The organism is Mycobacterium sp. smrl_JER01 (genome assembly GCF_048513595.2).
Classification (GTDB): domain Bacteria; phylum Actinomycetota; class Actinomycetes; order Mycobacteriales; family Mycobacteriaceae; genus Mycobacterium.
In genome coordinates this window covers 168,275-194,237 of record NZ_JBLXXK020000003.1, presented here as the reverse complement: position 1 = coordinate 194,237, position 25,963 = coordinate 168,275, and the positions used below count along the sequence as shown (strand labels likewise).

The 25,963-nt window shown below is 63.7% G+C and carries 26 protein-coding genes and 1 pseudogene; 6 read left to right on the top strand and 21 right to left on the bottom strand.

Going from position 1 to position 25,963, the window contains the following annotated elements; genetic code table 11:
* Positions 1–1,111: 1,111 nt before the first annotated feature.
* From ACNUDN_RS30365 to ACNUDN_RS30325, 9 genes are all read right to left on the bottom strand, one after another.
* Positions 1,112–1,441 carry a hypothetical protein gene (locus ACNUDN_RS30365; protein WP_419125535.1) on the bottom strand — a complete coding sequence of 110 codons (330 nt, stop codon included), beginning with the start codon at positions 1,439–1,441 and terminating at the stop codon, positions 1,112–1,114.
* Positions 1,442–2,569: 1,128 nt separating this feature from the next.
* On the bottom strand, positions 2,570–3,418 hold the full coding sequence (locus tag ACNUDN_RS30360; RefSeq protein ID WP_419125534.1) for a DNA adenine methylase: 849 nt from the start codon (positions 3,416–3,418) through the stop codon (positions 2,570–2,572).
* Positions 3,415–3,624: a hypothetical protein gene (locus tag ACNUDN_RS30355; RefSeq protein ID WP_419125533.1), complete on the bottom strand. Its 210-nt coding sequence runs from the start codon at positions 3,622–3,624 to the stop codon at positions 3,415–3,417. Before ACNUDN_RS30355 ends, ACNUDN_RS30360 begins: the two co-directional genes overlap by 4 nt.
* On the bottom strand, positions 3,621–3,827 hold the full coding sequence (locus ACNUDN_RS30350) for a hypothetical protein (protein WP_419125532.1): 207 nt from the start codon (positions 3,825–3,827) through the stop codon (positions 3,621–3,623). The genes ACNUDN_RS30355 and ACNUDN_RS30350 overlap by 4 nt, the downstream gene beginning before the upstream one ends.
* Before the next feature lie 56 nt (positions 3,828–3,883).
* The gene (locus ACNUDN_RS30345; protein ID WP_419125531.1) at positions 3,884–5,875 is read right to left on the bottom strand and encodes a DNA cytosine methyltransferase; all 1,992 of its coding nucleotides are present in this window, start codon (positions 5,873–5,875) and stop codon (positions 3,884–3,886) included.
* Complete coding sequence (locus ACNUDN_RS30340; protein WP_419125530.1) at positions 5,872–6,312, bottom strand: WhiB family transcriptional regulator; 441 nt, start codon at positions 6,310–6,312, stop codon at positions 5,872–5,874. The genes ACNUDN_RS30345 and ACNUDN_RS30340 overlap by 4 nt, the downstream gene beginning before the upstream one ends.
* Positions 6,309–6,842, bottom strand: a complete 534-nt coding sequence (locus ACNUDN_RS30335; protein WP_419125529.1) for a hypothetical protein — start codon at positions 6,840–6,842, stop codon at positions 6,309–6,311. The genes ACNUDN_RS30340 and ACNUDN_RS30335 overlap by 4 nt, the downstream gene beginning before the upstream one ends.
* Positions 6,843–7,101: 259 nt before the next feature.
* Positions 7,102–7,680: a hypothetical protein gene (locus ACNUDN_RS30330; protein ID WP_419125528.1), complete on the bottom strand. Its 579-nt coding sequence runs from the start codon at positions 7,678–7,680 to the stop codon at positions 7,102–7,104.
* Between the two features lie 318 nt (positions 7,681–7,998).
* Complete coding sequence (locus tag ACNUDN_RS30325) at positions 7,999–8,421, bottom strand: hypothetical protein (protein ID WP_419125527.1); 423 nt, start codon at positions 8,419–8,421, stop codon at positions 7,999–8,001.
* Between the two features lie 173 nt (positions 8,422–8,594).
* On the opposite strand from ACNUDN_RS30325, the gene ACNUDN_RS30320 reads away from it, so the two are divergent.
* On the top strand, positions 8,595–9,074 hold the full coding sequence (locus ACNUDN_RS30320; protein WP_419125526.1) for a helix-turn-helix domain-containing protein: 480 nt from the start codon (positions 8,595–8,597) through the stop codon (positions 9,072–9,074).
* Between the two features lie 33 nt (positions 9,075–9,107).
* On the opposite strand, the gene ACNUDN_RS30315 is transcribed toward ACNUDN_RS30320, so the two are convergent.
* A complete protein-coding gene (locus ACNUDN_RS30315) occupies positions 9,108–9,494 on the bottom strand; it encodes a WhiB family transcriptional regulator (protein ID WP_419125525.1) in 387 nt (128 codons plus the stop codon).
* A gap of 294 nt (positions 9,495–9,788) precedes the next feature.
* Here ACNUDN_RS30315 and ACNUDN_RS30310 point away from each other — a divergent pair, with 294 nt between their 5' ends.
* Both ACNUDN_RS30310 and ACNUDN_RS30305 read left to right on the top strand, forming a co-directional pair.
* Positions 9,789–10,232, top strand: coding sequence for a helix-turn-helix domain-containing protein (locus ACNUDN_RS30310; RefSeq protein ID WP_419125524.1), 444 nt, complete (start codon positions 9,789–9,791; stop codon positions 10,230–10,232).
* A 44-nt stretch (positions 10,233–10,276) separates the two neighbouring features.
* Positions 10,277–10,810, top strand: a pseudogene (locus tag ACNUDN_RS30305) (exonuclease domain-containing protein); the annotation flags it as partial.
* Between the two features lie 141 nt (positions 10,811–10,951).
* On the opposite strand, the gene ACNUDN_RS30300 reads toward ACNUDN_RS30305, so the two are convergent.
* A complete protein-coding gene (locus tag ACNUDN_RS30300; protein WP_419125523.1) occupies positions 10,952–11,359 on the bottom strand; it encodes an LppP/LprE family lipoprotein in 408 nt (135 codons plus the stop codon).
* A 46-nt stretch (positions 11,360–11,405) separates the two neighbouring features.
* Positions 11,406–13,424: a hypothetical protein gene (locus ACNUDN_RS30295; RefSeq protein ID WP_419125522.1), complete on the bottom strand. Its 2,019-nt coding sequence runs from the start codon at positions 13,422–13,424 to the stop codon at positions 11,406–11,408.
* Between the two features lie 121 nt (positions 13,425–13,545).
* Between ACNUDN_RS30295 and ACNUDN_RS30290 the strand changes: the two genes are divergently transcribed.
* Positions 13,546–13,734 (top strand): hypothetical protein, encoded by a 189-nt coding sequence (locus tag ACNUDN_RS30290; protein ID WP_419125521.1) that lies wholly within the window; start codon positions 13,546–13,548, stop codon positions 13,732–13,734.
* Here ACNUDN_RS30290 and ACNUDN_RS30285 read toward each other — a convergent pair.
* From ACNUDN_RS30285 to ACNUDN_RS30275, 3 genes are all read right to left on the bottom strand, one after another.
* Positions 13,731–14,066 carry a hypothetical protein gene (locus ACNUDN_RS30285; protein WP_419125520.1) on the bottom strand — a complete coding sequence of 112 codons (336 nt, stop codon included), beginning with the start codon at positions 14,064–14,066 and terminating at the stop codon, positions 13,731–13,733. The genes ACNUDN_RS30290 and ACNUDN_RS30285 overlap by 4 nt on opposite strands.
* A gap of 187 nt (positions 14,067–14,253) precedes the next feature.
* A complete protein-coding gene (locus ACNUDN_RS30280; RefSeq protein WP_419125519.1) occupies positions 14,254–14,775 on the bottom strand; it encodes a hypothetical protein in 522 nt (173 codons plus the stop codon).
* A 233-nt stretch (positions 14,776–15,008) separates the two neighbouring features.
* Positions 15,009–15,755, bottom strand: coding sequence for a hypothetical protein (locus tag ACNUDN_RS30275; RefSeq protein WP_419125518.1), 747 nt, complete (start codon positions 15,753–15,755; stop codon positions 15,009–15,011).
* A 521-nt stretch (positions 15,756–16,276) separates the two neighbouring features.
* On the opposite strand from ACNUDN_RS30275, the gene ACNUDN_RS30270 reads away from it, so the two are divergent.
* A complete protein-coding gene (locus ACNUDN_RS30270) occupies positions 16,277–17,077 on the top strand; it encodes a chymotrypsin family serine protease (protein ID WP_419125517.1) in 801 nt (266 codons plus the stop codon).
* A 59-nt stretch (positions 17,078–17,136) separates the two neighbouring features.
* On the opposite strand, the gene ACNUDN_RS30265 is transcribed toward ACNUDN_RS30270, so the two are convergent.
* The 4 genes from ACNUDN_RS30265 to ACNUDN_RS30250 form a co-directional block, all read right to left on the bottom strand.
* Positions 17,137–18,144, bottom strand: a complete 1,008-nt coding sequence (locus ACNUDN_RS30265; RefSeq protein WP_419125516.1) for an AAA family ATPase — start codon at positions 18,142–18,144, stop codon at positions 17,137–17,139.
* Positions 18,145–18,286: 142 nt separating this feature from the next.
* On the bottom strand, positions 18,287–19,522 hold the full coding sequence (locus ACNUDN_RS30260; RefSeq protein WP_419122949.1) for an IS256 family transposase: 1,236 nt from the start codon (positions 19,520–19,522) through the stop codon (positions 18,287–18,289).
* A 96-nt stretch (positions 19,523–19,618) separates the two neighbouring features.
* The gene (locus ACNUDN_RS30255) at positions 19,619–20,527 is read right to left on the bottom strand and encodes a hypothetical protein (protein WP_419125515.1); all 909 of its coding nucleotides are present in this window, start codon (positions 20,525–20,527) and stop codon (positions 19,619–19,621) included.
* A 49-nt stretch (positions 20,528–20,576) separates the two neighbouring features.
* Positions 20,577–21,818 (bottom strand): hypothetical protein, encoded by a 1,242-nt coding sequence (locus ACNUDN_RS30250; protein ID WP_419125514.1) that lies wholly within the window; start codon positions 21,816–21,818, stop codon positions 20,577–20,579.
* A 483-nt stretch (positions 21,819–22,301) separates the two neighbouring features.
* Here ACNUDN_RS30250 and ACNUDN_RS30245 point away from each other — a divergent pair, with 483 nt between their 5' ends.
* Positions 22,302–23,240 carry a hypothetical protein gene (locus tag ACNUDN_RS30245; protein ID WP_419125513.1) on the top strand — a complete coding sequence of 313 codons (939 nt, stop codon included), beginning with the start codon at positions 22,302–22,304 and terminating at the stop codon, positions 23,238–23,240.
* 102 nt (positions 23,241–23,342) lie between these two features.
* On the opposite strand, the gene ACNUDN_RS30240 is transcribed toward ACNUDN_RS30245, so the two are convergent.
* On the bottom strand, positions 23,343–23,933 hold the full coding sequence (locus ACNUDN_RS30240; RefSeq protein ID WP_419125512.1) for a hypothetical protein: 591 nt from the start codon (positions 23,931–23,933) through the stop codon (positions 23,343–23,345).
* A gap of 97 nt (positions 23,934–24,030) precedes the next feature.
* The gene (locus ACNUDN_RS30235) at positions 24,031–25,104 is read right to left on the bottom strand and encodes a ParA family protein (RefSeq protein ID WP_419125511.1); all 1,074 of its coding nucleotides are present in this window, start codon (positions 25,102–25,104) and stop codon (positions 24,031–24,033) included.
* Between the last annotated feature and the right edge of the window lie 859 nt (positions 25,105–25,963).

Sequence of the window (25,963 nt, the reverse complement as noted above, 5' to 3'; positions counted from 1 at the left end):
GGTATTTCCGCTGCTCAGCGGGCGGTTCGGTGACGACTTTCCTATAAGTCTTGAACTGTGTCCAGGGTAGGAGCTACCCTGAGAACTACCTAGCAATGGTGTTCTCCTCGTATCACGGGGACCGAGAGATCAAGTTGGCCCTTGGCTCTCATCGCGGCCTCGGAGTTGGCCCTCCGAGGATCAGCACTCAGGAATCCTGTTCAGAACCCCTTCGGGGGTCTCTGTTCAGTTCGGTGGAGAGTGGCCTCCCGACCGTCTGAGTTACTTCTCCAGTCCGCACGCTCTGGGCGCTTGTCCTGTTCGATCCCGCTATCCAGTTGTCAGTCCCGCCTGGCGGCGGTCATCGGATCAGCCGGAGATCACCTCCCATGCGGCAGAGGGGTTTTCATCCGGATCGGACACCATCCACACGATGTCCGCGCGAGGCGCGGACATCGTGACTGCCGGCGGCTGTTGTGTCCCGAATGCCGGGCGGCGGTGGGTAGCAATGCATGTGCGCGGCCGCCGATGAGCGTGCACCGATGGGGTATGAGACTGCCGTGCGTCTGTGTGTGATTCCGCCGCCCGAAGGCCATGGCGCCCAGCGCGACCGGTCAGGCGGAGGTGTGCGGTGCACGGCAATGAGCGAGCGCGAGCCGGCTCCGGCGTGTCGCAGTGGGTCGCGCTGATGGCCGCAGCGAGTAGACGTTCAAGGGGCACCGCACGCTCAGATGGGTAGGTACCGGCGATGCGCGTGTGATCAGCGCATTCACCGGCTCCGGGGCCAGGTACGGCGGAATCGTCGGGTGCCGGGGAGGTCATCGAAGACCCACCCGCGGACGTCCAAAAAACGACACGCGTTTGTCGACCTGCGGCGATATACGTATTTGTGACGGTGCGCTACCTGGAAATTGCGGTGCTTCTGCGCTACCGTGAGACTTGCTTGTCAACAGCACTAAGTCCCTTCGGGGATACCGGTTATGGGCGAACCGTGGGACCGAGCGCCAACTCGGTTCCGAACCGTCCAGACTTTGGCCCCGCCCCCTCCGGCGGGGCCTTTGTCTGTTCCGGGTGGATCAACCACAACCAGCCAATATTCAGATTTCCGTGTTGGGCCGGCGGCCCCTCAGAATCAGATGGCCAGTGGTAACGCCTCCTTCTGTGGCTCCTGGTTGAGCTTGCGGACACACTCAAGTTCTCCGGCGGCGATGGAGACGACATCGCCGACAATCTGCTTCAGCGACGTGTCATGCGCGTCAGCCATATCGCACACCCACTCCCAAACTACTTCAGGAAGACGGGTAAAAATCTCGACTTCTGTGGGATCGCCGGCTGCAACGTCAGACCCCAGATCTAATGCGAGTTCATGCTCGTCACCAGGCAAAACGAGTGCCAGGCTGCCCGAATTCAGGTCGCGCACGAGCTCCGGATGCCCAGCCGCCTTGGACACCAAGTCCGCCACGACCTGAGATAGCGGCGCATTGTTGTAGGCCCTGGAGACCTTCGTGACCCATTCGTGAACCCGGTGATTCGGTAGCAGCGCATAGGTGCCGATCCGAGCCCCCTTTGAGGGCCGTCCAGCACCAGGACGGTGCCGTCGCCGCCTCGTACCCGCTTGCATAGTTGTCATACTCAGACACTCTGCCGAATTGCAGAAATTAGATGGTTGCGACACGCCGGTGAAAAGGCAACAATTTCTGCAATTTGAGCCAGTCGGCGCGAAGCATCCCACAATCACGACCGTCTCCCTCCCGCTACCGAGAGTGCCGAACTGCCGCTGCCCGAAGCGCCCGCCGCAACCGCACCGCGCGGCCGCGCCCGGTGCGGCCGCGTAATCCAGTCCTCAAGAACGTCGTGCGACCATCGATCCGCCTCATCAACGGCACAACTGCGAGGTACTACGTCCTCGCTGCGCCGCGGGTAATAGGTAATCGGGCCTTCACACACGCGGCACGTCCCACTACGCTTCGCTAGCTCACCGGATTTCATCGCTGCACCTCCACTTGGCCGCCACGTCGGCCACCGTCGCTAGGGCGTGGGGCGAGGAGCAGCCGCGCGAGATCCGGTAGCAGCCCGCTGTGGGATGCCTCACCGTTGGTAGCCATTCAATCCACGTGGTGATCATCGGTTGCTCCTGGATTGCCCGTCGAGTAGCCAGGAGTCAAATGCCGGGCTCAGTACTTCACACGTCGAGCACCGCTCGTGGTCGGCCCACGGCATGTAAGTGGAGAACATTGCGGGATACTCGCCACGCCCGCCCGCTGGCGTAGGAATCCCACACTTACACAACGGAATCCAACGGCTGTGGTCGTAGTCAAGCATCACAGCCTGCCGTGGTCGCCCATCGCCGAATGTCTCGCGACGAAGGTCCGGGAACACCGCGCCTACACGATGCGCCGGGGTTTTGCCGGCGTCATCGCCGGTCCACCAGTCGCCCAGATGTACACGCATCAGAAATCCCAATCGTCTTGCGCCCGCGGGGTGGCCGCTGCAGAGAAAGCGACGCGCCAGTCCTGTCGAATCGATCGCAGCAAAAATCCGTCGGCGATGTCACGAGAGGAAGGCCGGCGCACCGCGCCCTGAACGCGCATCAGTTGTGCTCCTCAAACAACGACGGCTGATCATTGATCGGCCGATTCGACCAAATAACCTCAGTACGAGCGTGATTCGATCCCGCCTGACCTGTCATCGTCGGAATCTCCACCCGCGACCAACCCTGCAGCGCCGTCTCATACAGCTCAGAGGAATAACCCGAGACCAGTACCGAAGCAGCACAGTTCGTCAACGCCCACAGCAACGTCAGATGAGTGTCGGGGTCGCGCATCTCCAGCCGGTATCCACCACCACCGCGCGAGCGCGTGCTACCCAGATACGGTGGATCGACATAAAGGCAGCACCTCGGGTGCTGACCGTAGGCCTTGATCATGTCCTGCCACGGGCGATGCTCCAAGCTGACGCGATGCAATCTCTCCGCGGCGGCCGCCATCCGATCCACGTACGCCTCGATATAGTGCGGCATACCGGAATTCGATCCAGCGGGGTCGACATAGTAACGCCATCCTGTATTCCGCAGCGTTCCGCCGCGACCCTGCGCGATCTGCAACCACACCAGCCGAGCCCGCTCAAGGTCGTCCACGTCGTCGAGGTCAACGCCCTGGGCCGCCTCATAGTCAGCTCGCGAATGAGGTGTCAGCGCACACACACGAGCCAGCTCATCCGGCCGGTCACGCAGCACCCTCCAAAAAGCCATCAACTGTCCGTCGAGATCGTTGACGGTCTCCATACGGCTGGGCGCCTTGGCCAACAAGACTGCCAGCGACCCGGCAAACGGCTCAACGTAATGATCGTGTCCAGGAAGCAGCGACGCGATCTTCGCTGCGATGCGGGTCTTACCGCCGTAGTAGGCCAACGGCGGTGCTGTGGGCGACGCGGCGGTCATGACGCGGCCTTGAGTTCGCGGCGGCGAACGCGCTCGTCATCCACCATCTCCGACAACGCACGAGACACCGGCAGCTTGTACCGGCGCAGCTTGCGCTCCAACGCCTCCAGCCTGAGACCAAGTTTCCTGGCGATCTGCCAATCCGGAAGCGCCATATCGCCTTTGAGCTCCCGGTACTGCTCAGGAAACGACAACGTGGTCTTCACGACGCCGCGCCTTCGGTCAGTCTGTAGAGCTTCGCGGTGGATGCGCCGCGGCGCTTCGACTCGACGAAGCCCCTTTTCTCCAGGCCGGTGAGCCCACGGCAGACGAACGAACTCGGACGACCGATATCCATCGGCCGCAGCCACGGCCGGCCGTCGAAACCGTGCTGCAGCGCGTCCAAGACCCACACCTCGGCATCGGTCATCGCAGCCCTCCCCAGAATGTCTGTGCGCTGACGCCGCGCGCACCGCGATGTGGCACTCAAGCGGCTGACTCGCTATGCAGGGCAGCACGAAGGCGCAGCCCCAACCACTGCCCGACCGGCGGAGACACCGCGTTGCCGTACCCGTCGGTTTGGTCGCGGGCACTGCCCCACACGGTGAACGAGCCGATGTGCTCAGCGAAGGTCACATCGAAGCCACAGCCACGCCCGATCTCGTGAGCCTTCATCATGCGGAAGTAGCAGTCCTCCAGCGCCAGGTCGGCGAGCATGTCTTGCCACTGAGCGCCCAACATGCCGGCATCGGACTCAGCACCGCGGGAATCAAAGAGCGGGCGCGACTGCGGGAACTGAGCCGCTGTCACGCCGTTCTGCTCGGACCATCCCGAGAACAGCAACGACTGGGTGGGAGAGCTGACCACCGAGCCCAACGGACTGCTGACTGGGTGCGATCGGTATCCGGCTTCGTCAATCGACCCGTTGTTCTTGATCATCCCGGCCGCAGTCAGCAGCCCAGGGATCTGCTCGGTGGTCACAGTAGGCATCGACTCGGCGTGCACAGTGGGAACCGTGTTCCGCCGAAACGGCACCACACCCGTGGACAGCAACCCGACAGACTCGCCGCCCGCTTGCGTCGGCAGCACCTCATCAGCCCCGCGCGCCGCGGTGCCTTTCCGGTACGGCAGCACACCCACCAGCACCGCCTTCTCCGGAGTGCTGGTCACGGTATCCATCGGCCGGGTGAAGTGCTTACCGTCGCCGTTGTGCCGGTGTGCGGCCATCACCTGTCCCGTGACCGCTACCGGAGGCGTCACGATGCCGGTGGCGTTCGTGGAGGTCTGCGCCCACAACGCTTCGCTGAGGTCCCGGCTACGGCAGTCCGACCCAGCCCGCTCGAACGTGTTACCGGCGGCAGCCATGATCGCACCAGTGGAAAGCACCCCGGTTTCCTGTTGGCTGGTCTGGGTGGCCATCGGCTGCCACGGATGCTTCTCGCTGCCGCGCAACGCTTTGGCCGGCATCAGCACCGCGGGGAACTCAGCGAACCGTTGCCGGCAGCGCTCGGCCCGCGCCATCGTCGCCGCCGCTAGGGGTTTCTTGCGATCCCCGATCTTGGTACCCAGATCACGCAGGTCCAGCGCGGCCAGCGACGGCGCGAACGGCGGCACAACCACACCGCGGCACGACGGGCACCGGTACTCGTACTGCTTGCCGTAGCGCACCGAACCGGTCGGCGGCACCCCGGTCTTCCACGTCCACACTGCCTCGATGACACGATCACAGCCCCCACACCACGACCGCGGCCGATGATCCAGGTCCGGCGTCGGGATCCGACGGTCCCACAACGCCACATACAGCCGATCTCGTGACTGCGGCACCCCGAAGAACATGCTGTTCAGATACAGGACACGGTACTTGTAGCCGAGCAGATCGAACTGCTTGAGCCACCACCGATACGTCGACCCGTCGCCGTACTTCTTCCCCGGCACCTGCGGGCCCCAGGACTGCAACTCGGTGGTGCACTCGACGAGAATCAACCGCGGATGATGCGTCGCCGCATACGCCAGAACACAGTTCGCGGTCGCACGGTCACGCTCCGAACGTGTCACACGCTCTTCAAACTCAGGATCATCCAAGTCGAACAGCGAAAGACCCTGCTGATACGCCTTTTTCGAATTCGCGATCGTATGGTTCACACACGAGATCCCGGCGGCGAGCAGGTCAGCCGCCGGCAGCTCCCGCGCAGAGTGGTAATCCGACGCCTCACGGTTCACCAGGTCAGCGATCCAATGCTCAGCCTCAGGGTGGTTGGCCTCATGGACCTCGATCTTGTAGCGATTGTGATTCGCCGCCATGATCGTCGTGAACCCAGCCTGCTTGATGCCCTGGGTGAGACCTCCGAATCCAGAGAACAAGTCGACGGCCACCAGGTCGTCGTGCTTGAAACGGCGCGGTCGAACGGCGGGCCGATGCTCAGCGGTCGCCGAGGCTGGAACCGACGAACGCGCACGGCTCTTACGCTTGGTGCTCATACGGCCGCACCAAGACGCTCGCCGTCACCAGGACCCCACTGCAGCGGCTGATCGCCCTCACCGCCGCCAGCACGAGCTCGGATCAGATCAATCACTGCGCTTTCCTCCCGGGCATCCGAATCGACGTAGGCCCGCCCGAATGCCTCCAACGCGTCCCCGGCGATAACCGTCAACTGACGCCTGACCTCAGCAGATCTGCGCTCATTCGCACTGATGTCCAGCGGAACCCACACCCCAGACACCATCGCGCTTTCCATACCGCTCACCAGCGCATTGGCCGCGCACTCAGTGCGCACCGCGCAGAGCCGGCACACCGCCTCCATCTGCCGGCGCACCGCGACCCGCGGCCGCCGATCAGCAGTCCACACCGCGGCCGGTATCCCGCTCTTCGCGCACAACGCCTTGTGCCGCCAATCAGACGACCAGCCCTCGCTCACGATGCCACCCTCGACTCCGCTGCCACAGAACCAATTTCAGCGATGAAACGCACCGACATGGCGGCCACCCGTGCCGCCGGAAGACTCGGCGGATCATCGAAGCGGATCGCCGACCACAATGCATCGAACTCCCGACGAAGAAACCCGAAGCCCTCGTGGCTTGACGCCAACACCCGGCCCTGCGGACCTACCCCACGCCGCACCGCCACCGCAGCACCAGCAGCAAGACGGTCCCTGTCCAGCGCAGAACCGCCAACCTCGTAGAGATCAGCATTGAACCGCAGTGCCATCGCTCCGGCCTGGGCAGCCTCCGCCCGAGCAAGGCCCACACGATTACCGCGGATCTCATCCCACAGTTCGTCAAGCTCCTCTGCCAGGACCATGGCACCCTCTTCCGGCGACAGCCACGGCGCCGCGAACATCTCGCGGCTGGCCTGCAGCTCATCCCACACCGCCAACTCGGCATGGCGGTACCCGGCGCCACGGTCGCCCGCCACATAGGCCGCGGCAATCAAATGTGGTGTCCTCACGCCAACACCACCTCACAAGACCCTGCCAAGTGGCGAACACATTCCCCGCACACCTCACCCCCCGGCAAACACGCACACCCGCACACCAAACATGTCGCGGCACACGACCGGCACACGACCCGACCATCAACACGGACCGGCTCTGCTGGCGCCTGCCCGCACAAGGGGCAGTCCAACTTGATCGCCAGGCGCAACCTGCCCACGGCCCCCGCACCACCGGAAGACCCGATAGCCGGCCCACCCACCTGCAACGTGAGCATCAGCACCTACCTCGAACAGCGCCATGAATCACCGTCACAGCGAACGCATTCGGCATTTCAGCCGTGACCCCGAACCAAGCCAGACGTCGCAGATCCGGATCAACGACAACAGCCCACACATGATCGACATCGCCCACCGAATACCCGGCGTGACCAGGTATCGATTGGCAGTACTCACTGACCGCAGCCGCGAACTGAGCAGGATCCCAATGTCCGTACCCGACCACACAGCCACTGGCCTGTTCCTCGATGAACGGCCACACGCGCTCTGCCTCATCATCGTCGAGCGCGAAGTCAGCAGCGGCCAAAGCAGGCCAGGTCGGCGCAGCCGACCGCACCAGCGCCACAGCCCCAGCAGAACCCCCGTCCTCCAACGCCTGGGCCGCCAGCAGCGCCCGCCGCAACAGCGCCGAATACTGATGCTTGGACATCGGCGGCGTCATCGTCTCGCCACACTGACGCAACGTGAACGTCGGATGATCCACGCGATGCTGCAGCGCCTCGATCCACCGCTCATGGCAGCGATCATCGGCGGCACGCAACACCAGCACCGCACGCCGGGCGCGGTCGGCCTGCACACGCCCAACCTCCTCGGCCCGCGAAAGATTGGCCGCAATAGCAGCCAGCTTGAGTCGTGTTCTCGGCATCAGTTCGCCAGCAGGTTCAAATAGCAGCGTCACCGTCTACCCCCACAACACCGCGACCAGGCCCAGACAGCGTCGCGGTGACGTCCCATCCTCGACGCGACCGGGAAACCTCACCCATCCGTACCGTCATCTGCCACTCCCCTCATTCGACCAAAACTTGAGACCCGGACAATCACAGGGCCGACCCGCCGTCGCGGAAAACCTCAGTGATGCAAGCCAATACAGAAACCGACAGCCACGAGACGCATGTCAGGCAACATCCCACGTCACCTCCGTAGGTGCGGCGTGCACTCCCATGAACCGACCCGCTCGACACGAGCCACCAAGGCGGCCACCGACCCGCACGACCAACCCGCGCCGCACAGCCGACGACAGCGCCGCCGATACCTGGCCCGGATCGCACGCGAACGGAAACGACCACGAATCAAACGGCGCCCCCGAGGCGATCAAGGACCGCAGCCGCGCGTCGATCTCGGAGTCGGCGGAAAGCTCCGCGCGTCGCACCCCGGCCCGTTGCAGCCGCTTCACGAACCCTGCATGCGAGAGCCCCAGTGCGTGAGCGATGGCGGCATCGGTCTTGCCGAAGCTGCGTAGCCACTCGTACTCGATGATGAAGTCCGACTCGACCGCCGCACCGTCGTCGTCGACCGCCACGCCGCTACCGCTGCTCATCGATGAGCACCCGACCCGGCACTCGGATCCGCGCCGCCGGCCCGCGACTCAATGTTGGCTGGGCTCACGCCACACCTCCCCTTAAGGCTCTCGGCTATGCATCGGAACGTAGAATAGTCTGGAATAGATTCACTGTCTATACCCATTGAATTAACGTCTTGCGGGAGGTGTGCATGATGGTTGAGAACCGTGAGCCTGGAAGTGGTCGTGTGAGTCGACGCGTTCTGCGCGGATTCGATCGGCACCGCTTCAAGCAGCTGCGGAAGTCCACCATGACGATGTCGGATCTGGCGCGGTTGTCGGGTGTGACCTCTTCGACCATTTATGCCTGGGAGGCAGGAACTTACACGCCGCAGGTGGACAAGCTGGCGGCTGTGATGAGGGTCCTCGGTCACCCGATCGAGTACGTCGTAGGGATCCCCGTCGACGAGCGCTACCCCGGGGACTGGCGAGTGCTTTGTGGGTTGACACAACCGCAACTGGCCGCGTCGGCGAGCATTGCGACGGCCAGGCTGCAGCGGATTGAGTGTGGAGAAACTGAGCCCACTGACGCGCAGGTGGAAGTGCTGGCGCAGTTGTTGGAGACCGCCCCGGAAGAGTATCGAGCCGCCTGGCGACGGGCCTTGGTTCGGCCTCCTGGTGAGCCGGTGTGACGGTTCTGTGAGCACTGGGCTGTCTCCCGCCGGTTAGACCGCGACGCGGGGCGCTCGACGGCGCACTGGTAGTTGTGTTCCGGTGGCTGCGACATGGCGGAGCCGATTGAGCCGATTGCGGTAGGCGCTGCGCGTCAGCGCATCAGGAATATCGACGCCGGCCCAAAGGCCGCTGAGCCGGTATGCGGTGACGGCTGAAATTTCCAGGGCGTAGGCAGCGCACCTGCGGACCACTGGACATTGCGCGCAGATCGCACGGCCATGGTCGACCAGCTCGGGCGTGTGCCAGATCTCGGGGTCGTAGCTTCGGCACAGGTGCCCTGCGGGCGCGTCGCCGCGGCGGAAGTGTCCTGGGTGGGAGGGCGCGGCGCCGTTCCTTCCGCCTGGGTCCGAGCTGTCAGTTCTACGCAAAGCCGGCACCTCCGAACGTGCTGAACAACGCGAGGGGCTGGTGTCAGCACACCCGCCGGGAGCGTGAGGCCGCGGTCGGAGCTGCCCGTCGGACCGCCCGTCACCGCCCTTGGGCTGGCAAGTTTGGAGGTCAAGCACCGCTAAGAAATATCAGTTTCATCGTGATGAGTCAACCGAAACTGAGGAGTGTCGGTTTCCAGCAAACTTTGGATAAGCGTTCTCACAACCTCTAGCTGCGATACCGCTCGATACTGTAAGGTCAGTTTAGATGAAAACAGGCCTCTGAAACTGGAGTTTTGCGCCATGGGCGAAGCGCCGAACGCTGGCGAGGTCGGCGATCCCGACCTCGCCGCGAAGCTGAACAAACTGTTCGCGACCATGCACGCCGACGGTAAGAAGCCCGACTCCAACGAGAAAGTCGTCGCATCCCTAGCCGAACGCGGCGTCAGGATCACCCCCCAGTACCTCGGGCAGATCCGAGCCGGCAAGAAGACCAACGTCGACGCCAACACACTGCGCGCCTTGGCCGAGCACTTCGGCGTCACCGCAAGCTACCTGATCGAACGCGGCCCACAAGAAGACATCGAAGCTCAACTCAGCTTCCTGCGACTGCTGCGTGACGAGAAGATCCGCGCTATCGCCACCCGAGCATCAGGCCTGTCGGAGCAGTCCCTGACAAGCCTAAGGGCCATCATTGACAACGTGCGCGAACTGGAAAAGCTGCCCCCAGCCGAACGCGACGAATAACTCTGCGGCCACCCAATGTCGGTGGCGCATGCCAACATTGACCTATGAGCAACGCCAATTGGGCTGTCGTCGACGTGGAGACATCGGGCACCGACCCCGCAACCTGTCGAGTGATAAGCATCGCCGCACTGGCGGTCACCGACGCCGGCGTCATCACCGACTCAGTGATCAGTCTGCTCAACCCCGGCACCGACCCCGGCCCGACCCACATTCACGGACTCACACGCGAAATGCTCACTGGAAAGCCAACCTTCAAAGACATTGCCGCCGACCTCACTGGACTACTACGCGGCCGAACGCTCGTCGCGCACAACGTGGCCTTCGACCACAGCTTTCTCGCCGCAGAAGCCGACCGCGCGCACACGGATCTGCCCACCGAGACCGTGATGTGCACCGTGGAGCTGGCCAGCCGCCTCGGCCTCGGCGTCCCCAGCCTCAAGCTCGGCGCGCTCGCCCAGTACTACGGCGTCACCCAGCGCCGACCCCACGACGCGCTCGACGACGCCCAGGTCCTCACTGAAATATTCATCTGCACATTGAAATCCGCTCGGGAAAATGGGATTTCACTGCCGATCCGCAGCCCGCACAGCTTGCCGATGCCAACGTTCAACGCCTCAACCTAACAACGTCCGGCCCCAGTACTGGATCGGCGTCACAGCCCTCGACGTACTCGACAGCTCTGCGAAACAACGCGGCACATCAAGATCGCTGCCCTGCGCTCAGCCTTCAACGACACCTGAGAGGCCAGCGGCGCTCCACCACTGCGGCGGGTCGATCGGACCCACACCCTGCGCGCTCACCAGATAGCGAACTGTGCCCACACCAGCCGGAGCGGCCGACGGCTCCTCCCCGATAATCCACCGGTACTCCACCGTGATCCCATCGTCGGCCACGTCAAGCACTCGCGTGTACGGGACGGGCGCTTCAGTCGCGGTACCGACATACACGCCGCGATGAAACAGCAGCACATGATCAGGAGTCGACACGCTGCCGCGCGGGATCACTGCCTGCACCCACGAGACGTCACCGCCGTGACCGCTGCGACCGACAACCCAGGACTCACCGAACATCGGAGGAATCAGAGCCAATGCTGATTGGATCACCGAATCCGTAACTGCCACAGACATAGCGACTACCTCCATCTCGGTACGGGCCGCGTTCATACCCACTTCCTCACGTCACCAGAGCCTCGGCCGGCGGAAGTGCCACCAACTGCCACGCCAACGCCGCAGCGTGGTCTGCATCGCCGCCAGCGAGCGCGGTACGCGCTTCGATCACCATCCACCACGCCATCGCATACACGTACTCAGGATCGCGATGCTGATACCACGCACGAGATTGCATGGACCTAAACGCCGTAGCGAGATCCATGTCGGAAGGCACCGACCACTCGACAGCCATCTGTTCGATGATCGGAGCGATGTGCTCGTAGGCAACGAGCTGTTCGGCCACCGTCGCTGCATCGTCGACCGGATCAGTGGCCAGCAGCTGCTCCATAGAAACGTCCACGACCACAACACCATCGGAATCGACCACAGGAGCACCCGAAGGCCGCAACGCGACGACCACCTCAGGCCGAGCCAAAAACCCACGCTTGAGGGCATCACACAACGGAACAACCGGATCCGCCATCCCCACCCAGGCTGTGCGGAACTCCCCCGGGATCGACGTCAGTGACGCCAACGGCATAGTTGCATGGGGCGCGACAACGCCACCCCGCAACGTTCCCAAAGCATCCGGAGTGCATGTCACCGCATACACACCCAAATCCATCGGAAACACCGCAACAGCCGCGGCGTTCAAACGCGGATCCTGATGCACTAGATGAGCCAGAATTCGGGTGCCGAAAATCGCCTCGGCGCGCAGCGCGCCGTCTCCGCCTCCGAACAAGTCCGGCACCGCCACAGCCAGCGCAGCGGCCGAAGCCGCACCTGCAACCTCGGACTGATCACCATCGCGGCGGTCACCCCCACCACCTGGACCTCCAGCTCGCGCCGCCGCCGCCGACGGCGCACCAGCCGGCGCACCGAACCCCAACGAACCGCCCATAGCACCGGCAAGCGGACCACCCATAGCCCCAGCGCCACCGGCCGTGCCACCGGCCGCGCCGCCGACAGCCTGAGCCGGCCCAGCCTGTGCCGGCGCCCCGATAGGCGCATCGGCAACCATAGATCCCGCAGAAACATGCGTGGTCGCGCTCCCCAGCTGCACAGTATTGCCCGAGGACGCCAGATGCGTGGTCGCAACCTGGTCGCGACCACCGGCCGGGCCCTCAGCAGGCCCCGGCCGAAGATCTCGGGGCTCATCCCGCGCGGGTTCCTCCTCCTTCTCGGAGATCTCGCGCGCCAACTCTCGACTGTCTTTGTCGTCGCTGCGCTCAGATGCCAGCTGAGTATCAGCGACATCGGCACCCGTGCCACCCTCAGCGGCGACGTCGACGATGCCCTCGGCTGCCGGCGCCGCGCTTTGGGCTATGCCGGACACCAACTGGCCAATCGGATCGACAAACGCACCCGTCATTCCCGACAGACTCGAAACAAGCTGCCCCGCAGCACCAGAAGCCATCTGCGGCCCCTGGGTGCCCATCTGCAGCAAAGGCGCCAACGCAGAAGGGACATCGGCTGGAAGGCCAGCCCCGCCCGGCATGCTGGACGGCGGCGCACTCAACGCAGCGCCGGTGTTGATGGATTCAGTCAAAGTCCGGTGGGTCTCCTGATTGGCTTGCCCCACATTCGACGCAGCGGTAGTCGTCGCCTCCTTGAGCTCATCAAGGACCTCCTGCATCTTCGGTTGCGGCACACCAGCAGTCATCCCTGCCGCGATCAACGCTTCCCGCGCACGATCATGATCCTCAGCCAGGCTGGCAAGGATCGTCTTCGTCGCATGATGATTGGAACCATTGAGTGCAAACCCCTGCGCCTCGGCGGTGTGCTGGGCCGCCAATCCCTCAAGATTAGTGCCGATGCTGGTGTACGTCGTGACCAACGAATCAGCTGCTATACCCGCACCATCAGACAACGGGACAGCCTCAGCGCCAGTGAACCCTGCCGCAGACCCACGGCCCGCCTCGGTGCCCCGAGCAAGAGCAACTTTCGACCCATCGACGTAGGCCGACTCGCTCCACTCCGGCCAATGCGGGGCCACCAGATCGGCACCCTCGGTCCCCGACGGCTGCGTGACGTCGCTGCCCATATCACTGTCCCCTCATGCTGCGGTTACGTGTTAAAACCCTATCGGCGTCTGCAACGCCCATGTGCGCCACGCCGATACGCTCCAGAACAACAAAGCTGTGAGCGCCGATACGATCACGGCCATGGCTGACAACGCGGGACTTCCGGTAATCAGGACGTTCGACTTCGGTGGCATCCCCATGGTGGACATGCCGCACCTGCCGCATGTCAACGGCCCTCAACTGGCCGAGATCATCGTGAGATGCCTGGCGCACAACCACCCAGATCTGGTGCACCCGAACGCCCCACAGCTGGAACGCGAAGCCAGCTAAACCAACGCGGTCGCGCCGAGGTCGACGGCGGCCACGACAGCCTGCGACACACCGTCGGCGGCCTGGACCTCAGCGACATGAACGATGTTGGCGATGGTGTCCACCTGCATGAAGCCCAAGCCCGTCGTGAACATCGCTTCCCAGACGGACTGATTGGCCAGCTGCTGCACCGACGCCACGATCGAGGCGCCCTCAGACCCCATCGGCTCAATCGTTGACGAAGCGGCCATCGTCGACCCCGACATCGCCGCGAGCTCCATGTTCAAACTCGACAACGCTGACTGGATTCCGGCAGTAGTCCCGTAGCTGAGCACACCAGTAGGTAGCGCCACGTAAAGCTCCTCTCACATCAACAGAACGCCGATACGGCTAACTCAATGGTATCGGCCAGATCCCGCCGCTGCGGAGCAAAATTTCTGCTGCCGAACACCTTTGACCAGGACGAATCGTCACGCCACGGCCAATCCCATGCCGGCGGCGTCGCCGCAGCAAGCGCCAACCGAACATCTGATCCAGCCGTCATTGTGCCGGGACGCCTCCCAGCTGGATCCGGGTTGCCGCTTGCACGAACCCAAGGTGGATCTCGGCACTGACGCTGGTGCGCAGATCGTGAGGAACTTCGCCAGTAGAAGACTCCCCCTCCCCACCGGAGGCCAACGCCTCACTGATCTGACCGAGTGCCCGCGCCAGGCCAGAAGCCACATACTGCAAACTCTCGGTCACCCCAGCGACCGCCAGAAGATAACGCTCACTGAACCCGGGCGGCTCAGCACCCACCCGCACACCAATGTTCAGCCGCCCCAACTTGACCGCCATGTCTTCAAGCTGCTCGCCGGCGGTCGTACCCAGCAGCTCCACCGCGCCACCGCGAACTTGCGACGCCGCAACATCAGCGGCGAACCCCGCCAGCGGACTGCCCCACCGCTGCCACCGCGCAGCGTCCTCGACATTCATCAGCCCCGCTGCTGACAGGCACGCCACCGTGTGCGCCGCGACCTCCCCCGCCGCCGGCGCTTCCGTCAGCGAGGGAGGAAGCACCAAATGCTCAACCTCATCCGAACGCGCGGCCGCAGCCCACCACAGCGGCAGCGGGAACGCACGACCACAGCTGCGAAGCCAGTTCACACCCGACCACGCCTGCGATGCATCATCGAGACTGCCCGTAGCAGAAGCAATTCCGGCCAGAACAACGTCCCACAGGTCAGCCGCTCGATCCATGACGAAGCCCGAACCCAACGGCTGGGTCGGCGGTAACGCGCGACGATCACGGCTGCTCACAAGGCCACCAACTCCTGCTGCAGAGACAGCTGATCAACCGGCCGGAGCGCGATCAATTCACGGCGCGCCAGCGTCGGGTTCTTCATCCGCCAGAACTCAAGCTCAAGGGTCTCCGGCGGAGCGCCAAACTGACTGCCACGGGACCGCTGATCGACCTCGGCGACGATACGGGCGTGAATAGCGGCCCAGTCGCTACGCTTCGCGATAAGCCCACGCAGCCGAACCAACGCAGCATCAGCAAGCCAGCGCACCGCCAACGACGCCGGCGCACCACTGAACGGAGAAGGCCCCGCCGGCAGCAGCAGCGCCAACTCCGCCAGATCACGCGGCACCAGCTTCGACACCCCAACCGCGAAAGACACGGTGTCCCACCAGTAGTCGCCGAACATCGTGAACAGGTCCTCAGGCCCCAGCGACTCCTGCCCGGTCGCCAAGTACGTATCGGCGACGCTCTTGCGGTACAGCGTCGCGTCCTTGCCCATATGAACACGCGGAACCGACTCCAGCTTGCTGATCGCCAACTTGGCCATCAGCGTGCTCGACGACCCGTACACCGCACACACTGCGCATTTCGACCGAGACCCGGCGACATCGGGGTGGCGATGCGGCAGCGTCGTCAGGCGCCGACCACCCTGACGTCGGTAGGCGCTGCGGATCGCCTTCTCCGCCAACGCGACCTCCCCCAGCACCCCATATCCCACAGCGACGCGACGGGCATGCTCGGCCTCATCAGGATGATCCAACCCATCAACGCACCGAACACCTCGGCCCGGCGTGCGAACCTCATCGCCGGGCCGAGGCGGGACCAGCGACAGCGCCAACTGCCCAGAGCCCCGAGATGCCTCACCGAACGTCCTATCAACAGCGCATTCGGAACCGTCACTCATTGTGTACATATAGCCCCCTCCGGCTAATAGCAGTACCTCAATCTCGTGTGCAAAAAACGCTACAAGACGGCTTGGACACAACCACGAATGCAGCGACGAGAAACACCCCTGAAAGCGTGATTACGTGCAGAAACGCCGAAAGAGGCCGGTGGGATGCGACAGCGGCTGTGTGCACCGCGCGACGTCAGGGCGCACCGGCGGGCAAACGATGCCCTATAGTGTGTGCACAAGATGACTTATAGGAAAGTAACAGCGGAGATGGCAGAGGGCCCGGCACCAGCGCGGCCAGCACTTGCCTTGACCGAGAACAGCCGCCGGCCGCCGCCGGCCGGTGCGCACGACACCGCAACCACGCGGTGACACCACTGCATCCTGCTATGCGGCTTGGACAACACCGCCGCGCGCCAACCCGCAACCGGGAGCGCGGCCGCCACGCCCTCACCGCCCTGTTCGCGACAGCCACTGCGATCGCCCTACTGGCCAGGGCATTGCCGACCGCGGCCGCCACACCCAACGAATGGACGGCGTTCTCCGGTGTGGTCCCAGGAACCACCATCGCGCAACGGCTGCTCGACGGCCGTGGATTGGTCAGGTGCACACTGGCCTTCATTGCCCGTGACAACACCACCTACTCCAAGAAGGGCATCACCGCCGGTCACTGCGACCGCACCGCCGACGGGCAACCAACCGTCATTCACAGCGAGTCGTCGAACCCTGACAAAGCCCGCCCCCTCGGCACATACAGCAGATCCATCGACCGCGGCGCCGCCACCGGAACCTCGTCAGTAGGACTGCCGTCATACACCGACGCCGGCATCATCGACCTCACCTCAAGCGCCCCGATCCTGTCCTACAGGGTGGCCGCCCACTACCGCATCGACAACGTGTTGCCCACAGAGCCACCGCTGCCCACAAACACCGAAGTTTGCAAATTCGGAGCACGCACCGGCGAGACGTGCGGCCCGGTGGTCTACGCCGGTCCCGAACAACTCCACGTGCGGATGCATCTCATACCCGGCGACTCGGGCTCGCCGGTTTACATCAAGACAGCACCCACCACCATCACCGCCGTTGGAATCTTGTCGGGACACCTCTCCCATGACCCAGGCGTCGCGCGGGCCTACTACCTACGGCCCATCATCGACGGACTGAACCTCAAGATCTGCGGCGACTGCTAAAGCCAGTGTCTCAGCGATGATCTCGCGCCCCACGGTCCCGGTCTGGAGCAGTTGCCCGGTTACCCGGAGAGCAAGTAGCGCTTGGGTTCCACCAGCCGCCAGAACGCCGCACGAACATCTTCGGCAGTCACCTGCGCGATCTCCGCATCGGTGAACGAATACACGTCCTTTCCGCTGCGGCCGCGCCGCGTCGAACCGATCCGGCTGGCCAGCTCGATCAGATCTCGCATGAATCGGGCATTGTTCAGCTTGTCGGCAAACAAGGTGCCAGGGGTCACCTCACGCTGCAAAATGGAAAACTCGTCGCCGCCGAACAGATCCTTGACATCAGCATCGAGAACCTTGCCTCTCTCCGCCGCCCGGATCGCCAAGATCTCGTAGAGTTCTTCATTGGAGTACGACGCGAACTCGTAGCGCAGCGGGAAGCGACCTCCCAGACCCGGGTTGACCTCCAGCAGTCCCCGCATCTTGTCCGGGTAGCCGGCCATCACCATCACCGTGTTCTTCTCGTACAGCGACTCAGACATCGCGACAATCGTGTCCAAAGCCTCGACCCCGAAAGGATCGACCTGGCCGTTGCTGTCCGGCTGCTGCGCGATCGCGTAAGCCTCGTCGAGCAGAATCAGACGCCCGATGTTCTTCGTGAGCAACTCCCGGGTCTTCGCCGCCGACTGCCCTTGAAATCCAGCCACCAGATCAGCACGGAACAACACCACCGGCTCCGGCTCATCGACCAGACCGTGAGCGCAGAACACCAATGCCAGATACTCGGTGATCGTCGTCTTCCCGGTGCCGGGGTGCCCGAGGAACATCGAGTTGAAATTCGAGCGCCTGGCCGAGGTTCCCCGTGACCGCTGCACACCTTCCTCAGCGACGGCGTAGGCCAACTCCTGCATCTCGGCCTTCAGCGGCTTCATCCCCACAATTTCCTGCAACTTCAACTCGGCCTGCGCCAGCATCTGGCTCTGCTCAGATCTACGCTGCTGCTTGCGCTCCAGCTCCGGATCCGGCTCGGTATCGGGATCCCAGCGGTCGGCGCGCCGCGCAATCAGATCCGAACTGGTCACCCGCAAAGGCAGAATCCCGGTATTCATCGCCGCCCGCGCCCGCTGCGTTGGATGAATACGCAGCGACTCCGACAGCAACTCCGAGGGTCAAGTCCACGGACGTGGTGTACGACGTCGTCGTGTGATTCTTCGAGGTGATGGTTCAGGCGGTCAGTGCCGCCGGGTTGGCCTCCTGTTCTTTTGGGGTGTCGTTGACGGTACGTGATTTGCTGAGAACGTCGAGGCCGAGGTAGCGGCGGGATTCGGCCCATTCGTCGTGTTGTTCGGCCAGCACGGCCCCGACGAGGCGAATGAGGGCGTTGCGGTCGGGGAAGATGCCCACGACGTCGGTCCGGCGGCGGATTTCCCGATTGAGCCGTTCCTGGGGGTTGTTCGACCAGATTTGGCGCCAGATCTGCTTGGGGAACGCGGTGAACGCCAACAGATCTGGCCGCGCCTCCTCCAGGTGATCGGCGACCGTGGGTAGCTTATCGGAAAGTGCATCGACGATCCGATCATATTGCGCCGCAACTGATTCCGCATCGGGCTGGTCGAACACCGAGTGCAACAAGGTGCGGACCCACGGCCACGACGATTTCGGGGTGATCGCCATCAGGTTCGTCGTGTAGTGGGTGCGGCAGCGCTGCCAGGCTGCCCCGGGCAGCGTGGCGCCGATCGCGGCCACCAGCCCGGCATGAGCGTCGCTGGTGACCAGTTTGACCCCGGAGAGGCCTCGGGCGGTCAGCGACCGCCAGAACGTCAGCCAGCCGGCCCCGTCCTCGGCGGTGGTGACGTCGATGCCCAGGATCTCGCGGTGGCCCTCGGCGTTGACGCCGGTCGCGATCAGGGCGTGCACGTTGACCACTCGGCCGCCTTCTCGGACCTTGAGGACCAGCGCGTCAGCGGCGACGAACGTGTACGGGCCGGCATCGAGCGGGCGGGTCCGGAAGGCCTCGACGGCGGTGTCGAGTTCCTTGGCCATCACCGACACCTGCGACTTCGACAAGCTGGTGATGCCCAGGGTCTCCACCAGCTTGTCCATCCGCCGCGTCGAGACCCCGAGCAAGTAACACGTCGCCACCACCGTGGTCAGGGCCCGCTCGGCGCGTTTACGGCGTTCCAGCAGCCAATCCGGGAAGTACGAGCCCTGCCGAAGCTTGGGAATCGCCAGATCCAATGTGCCTGCACGGGTGTCGAACTCGCGGTGACGATACCCGTTGCGCGAGTTCGTCCGGTCGGAGCTGCGCTGGCCGTAGCCGGCACCGCACAGTGCGTCGGCTTCGGCACCCATCAGGGTGTGGATGAACGTGGCCAGCAGCTCACGCAGCACGTCGGGATGGGCGGTGGTGAGTCGTTCGGCCAGCACGGCAGGCAGGTCGATATTGTGGGCAGTGGTCATCGCGTTGATTCCTTTGCTCGAGTGACTTTGGACGGTCCCTCGAAGAATCACGCGATGACCCTCAATCATTCGGCTACGACACGCCGGTACCGCTGATCAGGTCCGACTCGTACACCACGCTGCTGGACGCAACCACTCCGAGGCCACACTGTCACGGCCCTGCGCCTTGGCCATCCGGGCATGGTTGAACGACGACAGCGACACCAACACCGGCAAAGACTCCGCACGCTCAACTTCGGTGAAAATCGGGTCCGCAGTGCCGAACTCACCTAGTGAGGCATAAGCCAGAGCCTGAAAGTAGGTCGCCAAGTACCACGTGTGGAGCCGCATCGTATGTCCGAGCGCGTCCGGATCGCCGGGCAGCAACGACCGCGTACGTTCATGACTGTAGCGAGTGCCCACCAGGCCGGCGACGTCGATCAGCGTGTCCCAAAGACCGGCCTGCGCCAGCAGAATCATGTGCGCACCGTCCATGCCAGGGCACAGATTCGAATCGAACCGACCGAGTAGGTCGTTGGCTTTGGCGAAGTCACCGGTCTCGATGTAGCGCAACGCCAGCGCGGCGCGGGCCTCTGCGGGACTGTTGAGTGCCCACCGAGTCCCGGTGTCTTTCCACCCGAACGTCGCATACGGCCGCTCTACAGGCTGACCACCATTGCGCTGCGAATAGAACTCCGCGCCATGCTGATACAACGTGCCAACCAGATTTCGATTACGGTTCAGCGCCTCCAACTCATCGGTACTGATCTCCACGGCCGCATCAGGCGTCATGTACTCACGGATCGCGTACTGCGCGATCACCGCATCGGGATGCGGATCACCCTCGCCCCCACCAACGGTGAGCTGCTGGGCAATGTAGTCGAACCGATCAGCTGCCTCAGTAGCTGCCTCGCGCGCCCGCGACGCCTCCCCCGCCGCATTGCACCGCAACGACTCAACCCATTTCTCCAACGCATCCGCATACTGGCGGACCATCACACGAGGGATCGAAACGGACGCTTGCATCTAAAGAACTCCCTACCTCTGGACGAACACGACAACGTGAAACCGGCGGTCATCGGCGGGCATCGTCGTACCCCATAAATTTGAGGCCGGACAGCGCGAACGTCTCGTCGATATCGTCGCTGTCCCCCGGTGCCCCAAGGCCTGTCTGATCAGGATTCTCCGGCCGCTGGGTGGCCTGCACGATCAGACTGATACGTGTGGCAGTGAAGGGCTTGGCGAACTTCACCGTCACCGGCTTGGGTCCCGGCGCCTCGATCCGAATCGGATCAGGTTGCGGTTGGCCCTGGGGAACCAGGATCTTCACCAGCGTCGGCAACCGATGCAGATACCACTCGTTGGTTCCACCAGCGTGCGGAAACCAGAACCCAGGAATGAAATCGACGCTGACCAGCGTCACCGGATGGCCGAAATCGACCTCCATGAACGCGGCATCGATGTTGCGGGCCCGACGGCACACCCATGCGTCGCCCTCATTCTTGCCGAACGCACGGGCAGCCTCGAAACCCCGCAACTCACAGCGAGAGCCCACACCACCAGTCGGCTGAAGCTCCACCAGGTCCCCATCGACCACCGGCACGTTACCGTTCGGATTCACAATGGTCGGCGGCCCAGCAGTATCCACGATCTGCTCAGCGGGGGAACTGCCACGACCGAACAGGCCCACGACGACCAAGACCGCCACCAACACCGCGGCGACAACCTGGACCGGCAGCGGCGCCCGCCGAAACCGCGCCCATGCCTTTTGCGCCAACTCCGCTGGCACACGCACAAACCCGGGCATCGGCTTAGCGTCACGCTCAAAGACATCACCGACGTCGTCCAGCGGCACGCCAGCATCCCCGACTCCCGCCCCCGACGGATACTGCATCGCCGGCCCCGGCCCGGGATCTGCATCAGGCACCGGCGGCGGCGCCGGCGCAACGATCGGAGTCGCCTCGTACGGGGCGAACCCCGCCGAAGCCTGCTGCCCGGACTCACTCACCGGCTCCTGCTCCTGCCCCTCTAGAACCGGAAGAACAGCGGAGTCAACATGCCCCTCACTGTGGGTGATCGTTGCCACTGCATCAGCGACCGACTCACTGGCGAAAACATCCTGACGCCGCGCCTCGTGCGCCACCCGGCGCTGGTGCTCCTGCTCGTCATCGACGATCGCCACCGTTGCCACCGAGTCGTCATGGCGGCCCCGCGCGGACCTGCGATCTGCATTGATCGCCAAGCTCTCGATCAGCGTCCCAACCGAACCACGATCGACAATCTCCTTGAGAGTGCCCAACTTAGACGCGACTGCCACCCGCTGGTCCTCGGTCAACGCTGCCGACCGACCAATCGACTCCCGAGCCTCACTCAGCACACGTGAGTAGTGAGCGTCGAGCTCGCTGGCATCCAACGCTCCAGACCTCCAACGATCGCCAAAGTCACTCATGGGCACTCCGCAGTCAGTATCTGCGGTGACCACGATTCCCGTGGGCCACAGCGGCGTGTCGGCCCAACGCCACCACTACCCGTCGCCCGGTAGCCACCACTAGAGCACGCACCGTGGCGTGCCTCGTTGTGCCCACCGTCGCGCCCACGTATGCCCGGCAACCGATGAGAACACCAGGTCAAACCACCCGCACAGACGCCTGCAGGCGCGACGCACCCCACAGGTTCGTTGTGTCCCATCCGTGCGCCGACAACCACGCGCTGCCCAACTTCGGTGGCGTGTCCCCACCACACACGCCACGACCCCGCAATCATGCAAAGACCGCCAGCCAGATGCGCAAGGAGAGGCACAGTGAGCGTTCTCGACAGAATCCGCAAGCTCAACCGCAAAACCCAAAAACGCCTCTACATCCTCGGCTACCTCTGCGGACCCATCGCACTTCTGTTCTGCCTCATCGTCAACGAACGCGTCAACGACATCCCCGCACCCAACCCCGTCGACATCCCCACAGAAACCGCCCTCGTGGCCAAAGCATCCACCTTCGGCCGCGATTTCCTGATCCTCTGGCTGGCCGGCGCAGCAGGTCCCAACGACAAGGCACTGCAAGCCCGCATCGACGAGATCTCCAGCATCCCCGGCGGAATCACCCTTCCCGCCACATCGTTCAGCATCACCGAAGTAAAAGACCTCGGGCCTGAGAAATACACCCAAGAACCCGACGGCGACCGAAACTGGATCTTCGAGTACGACGTAATCGGCACCGCCCCCGGCGACCTCGCACCCCAGAAACGCCGCTACAGCGTCCAATTCGTCCAACACGGAGTCTCCTACCGCGCCACCCGCACACCACTACCCATCAACGCCACCGCCACCCCCTTCCGCGTCGAAACCGGCTACCCCGAAAACATCGACCCCACCAGCACACTCGGAAAAGCCGCCAGCGACTTCGCCGACGCCTACCTCCGCAAAGGCGACAACGCCAGCCTCGGCCGCACCGTATCGGGCGACTTCCGCGGCGCACCCGCCCAGGCCTCCCCCTACGAGAACACCGAAACCCTCGCCATCTACGCCAGCGACATCCCACCGGCACAACCCGACCCGGGAACAAGGATCCATGTCCTGGCCAGCATCAAAGCAACCATCAGCGGCAACGCCTTCAACACCGTGACACTGCCACTAGAAATGCTCTACACCGACCAACAACAATGGGTCGTCAACACCCTCGACACCGACGCGCGATACGGCGCATCCACCGAATCCCCAGCGGGTGAGAAACAACCAGGCCGCTGACAGTCGTACGCTGCTGGCGAATCTAGGCCACCACACGGCGGAGACCAACCCGCGTCAATTCGCAGGATTGACAACAAATCCAGACCGCGCGGCCGCCCTCAGCTACCGGCGCTTCGCCGGCAACAGATGATGATCGAGGACCCGCGCAACGAACTCCGAGAACGTCACCGACCGACCGACTACCGCCATCTTCTCTTCGATCCATGCCCGCTGCTGCGCGCTGAGGGAGATGCGTGCCTCGGTCAACGGGGTGGCCGACTTCGACCGCGCCGTCGACGACGGCATCAGCCACCCGTCGTGATCCTCGGGCACCTCAAACAGCGCCTCCAGCACTTCCTCAGGTGACTTCTTCTGCTCAGCGGCTTCCCGCGCTACCTGAGCGAACGCATCCTGAACAATCTGTGCGTAGCCCTTGATCTTGCGCGACTTGGTGACTGTCAGCGCCTTGTACGTCTCGGCGGACAGATACACCGACGACGCCGACCCACGCCCCTCCCCGGCACGCTTGCGATGCACCTGGGTCGGCTTCTCCTCAATACCGGCCGAGGTTGCTGCTCCACGCCTATCCGCCTGAACCGGCACCGGCGGCGGCGCCAGCTCGGAAGCCGGCGCCGCAACGACGTCAACGTCAGGCACAGGCTCCGCTGCCGGCGCGACCGCGGGCGCTGCGGCCCGACCAGGCGACTTCAGCATTCCCTGCAGCTTGCTCCCTCGCTCCGGTGCCGGCGTGCCGAATGAGCTAGCCAGATTCTTGTGCTTTGCATTCGAGGCCATCGCTGCCACTCCCCTTCTAGCTGTTCTCGCTGATCAGTTCGTTCACCCGGGACAGCACCTCGGCCGCCAGGTTTTCGTAGTCCTCAGCGAGACCCCTACTCGTTCCCGTACCTGTCCCAACAACGTCGCCACTGAGCTTGGCCCCTGTCTTCAACGCAGCAAGCCTCTTCCCCTTGGCCTCACTGCTGGCCGACTCCAACTCGTGAGCAAGCAGCCCATGGCGCCGCGCCTCATAACCGCCGGAGTCTGAATGCCGCACGATCGAATCGAAGATCGGCGCCACACCGCCCAAGATCTCCTCGATCGTGGACTGCACCCGTTCGGCGACACGCGTGGACCGGCTCCCCAGCCCGAACCGGACCACTCCCCCAAGTCGCAGTGCAGGGTTCTCAAGCTGCGCCGGCCCGAACTGCCCGGCAATCGTCGACAGACCGTCGATGCTGGCGTCGTCAGCGCGCACCGGAATGATCACGGTGCCGGCCACCTGCAGAATTGCCTCAAGGGCCGTCAGATCGATCGGTGGCGCGTCAATGAGCACCAGGTCATAGGCTCGATTGAGCCTAAGAATCTCGCGCCGTATGGCTGCAGCCAGGCTCTCCCTCGGGTTGGAGCCGAAGTAGTTGAAGATGCGTTGCAGCTCGCCGCCACCGGCGATCAAGTCGACGTTGGGCCGAACATTCTCATAGAGCGGCGGTTGTGCGCTGTCGTTGGTCAGCATGAGAGCTGCGGCGTGCTGAGAGCCGTTGGAGTCGATGAGGTCATTGATGGACTCGTACTCGGCGACCGGCAAGCCGAAATCGCGAGCCAGGTTGCCCTGCGGGTCCAACTCCACCAAGAGCACCTTGAATCCGCCCTGGCCGTAGAGCCCCGCCAGGTTGGCGGTGATGCTGGTCTTGCCCACTCCCCCCTTGCCGTTGGCCAGTGCGATCACCTGCCACGGCGTCGGTACCACTGCGGCCAGCGGATGAGTTGGTGCGGTTGTCTCGGTCATCATTTCCTTGCCCTCCCAAGGCGTTACGCCCAATAACCCGCGACATGTGTAGCGGTGTATCGCGCGCGATATGTCGCTGAGCGACGAGCGGATGATCACGCGTGATTGACGCTGATACTAGCGCGGAAACACGCGCGCGGCACTACGCGACACGTAACGCCTCTATAACGCCCGTCACTCAGCGCGAATAAGCGCCCATGCCAGGGCGGGGTGAAACGCGGCAAGACGCGCGTTATCTACGCGGAGTAGAACGCGTGTGGCTGGGCGGTTACCACGCGCATGACTACGCGACGGAAAACGCGGACTAAGGCGCGGAGAAAAACGCGGATGCCAACGCGCAGCAGGACGCGTTAGAGCCGCGTGATGCAACGCGGCAAGAGCCGCGACAGCAACGCGGGGGAGCCAGCGGGATGCAACGCGGATAAACGGGCAGACATAGACGCGTTCGTGCAGGCGGAGTGAAGCGCGGTGCATGCGCGTCAGTAACAGCGTGGACAAGGGCGCTAACCAAAGCGGGATACACAGCGCATATGAGAGCGCATAGACCCGCGCGATACACCGCGTCGTAAACGCGCGCAATGATGCGCGACTAAGAGCGCAGTATGAAGCGACAGACAAGCGCGACAGAGAGCGCGATGCAATGCATCTACCAGCAGAAACACCGGCCATAGCTCTCCAATCACGTACACAAGTCCCGTCGTCCGCCAGTGCCCTCCATGCGGGGGAGTGGCGCACCTGTCCAGGATAACTGGAGACCAGCGATTCGGTGCGCAACTGTGCATGACTACTGATTGGCTACTCCGCCGGGCGCTGAGTATGACGACATGGCAGGGACGATCGTCGTAGATGTGGGGTGTGCCCAGTGGTCGGCGAATCTGCTATCACCCCTAGCGAAACGCCCCTCCCTATTGCAGGGCGCGCAGGGGCCGTTTGCGGCCCATCGCCGCCCGCCAAACTG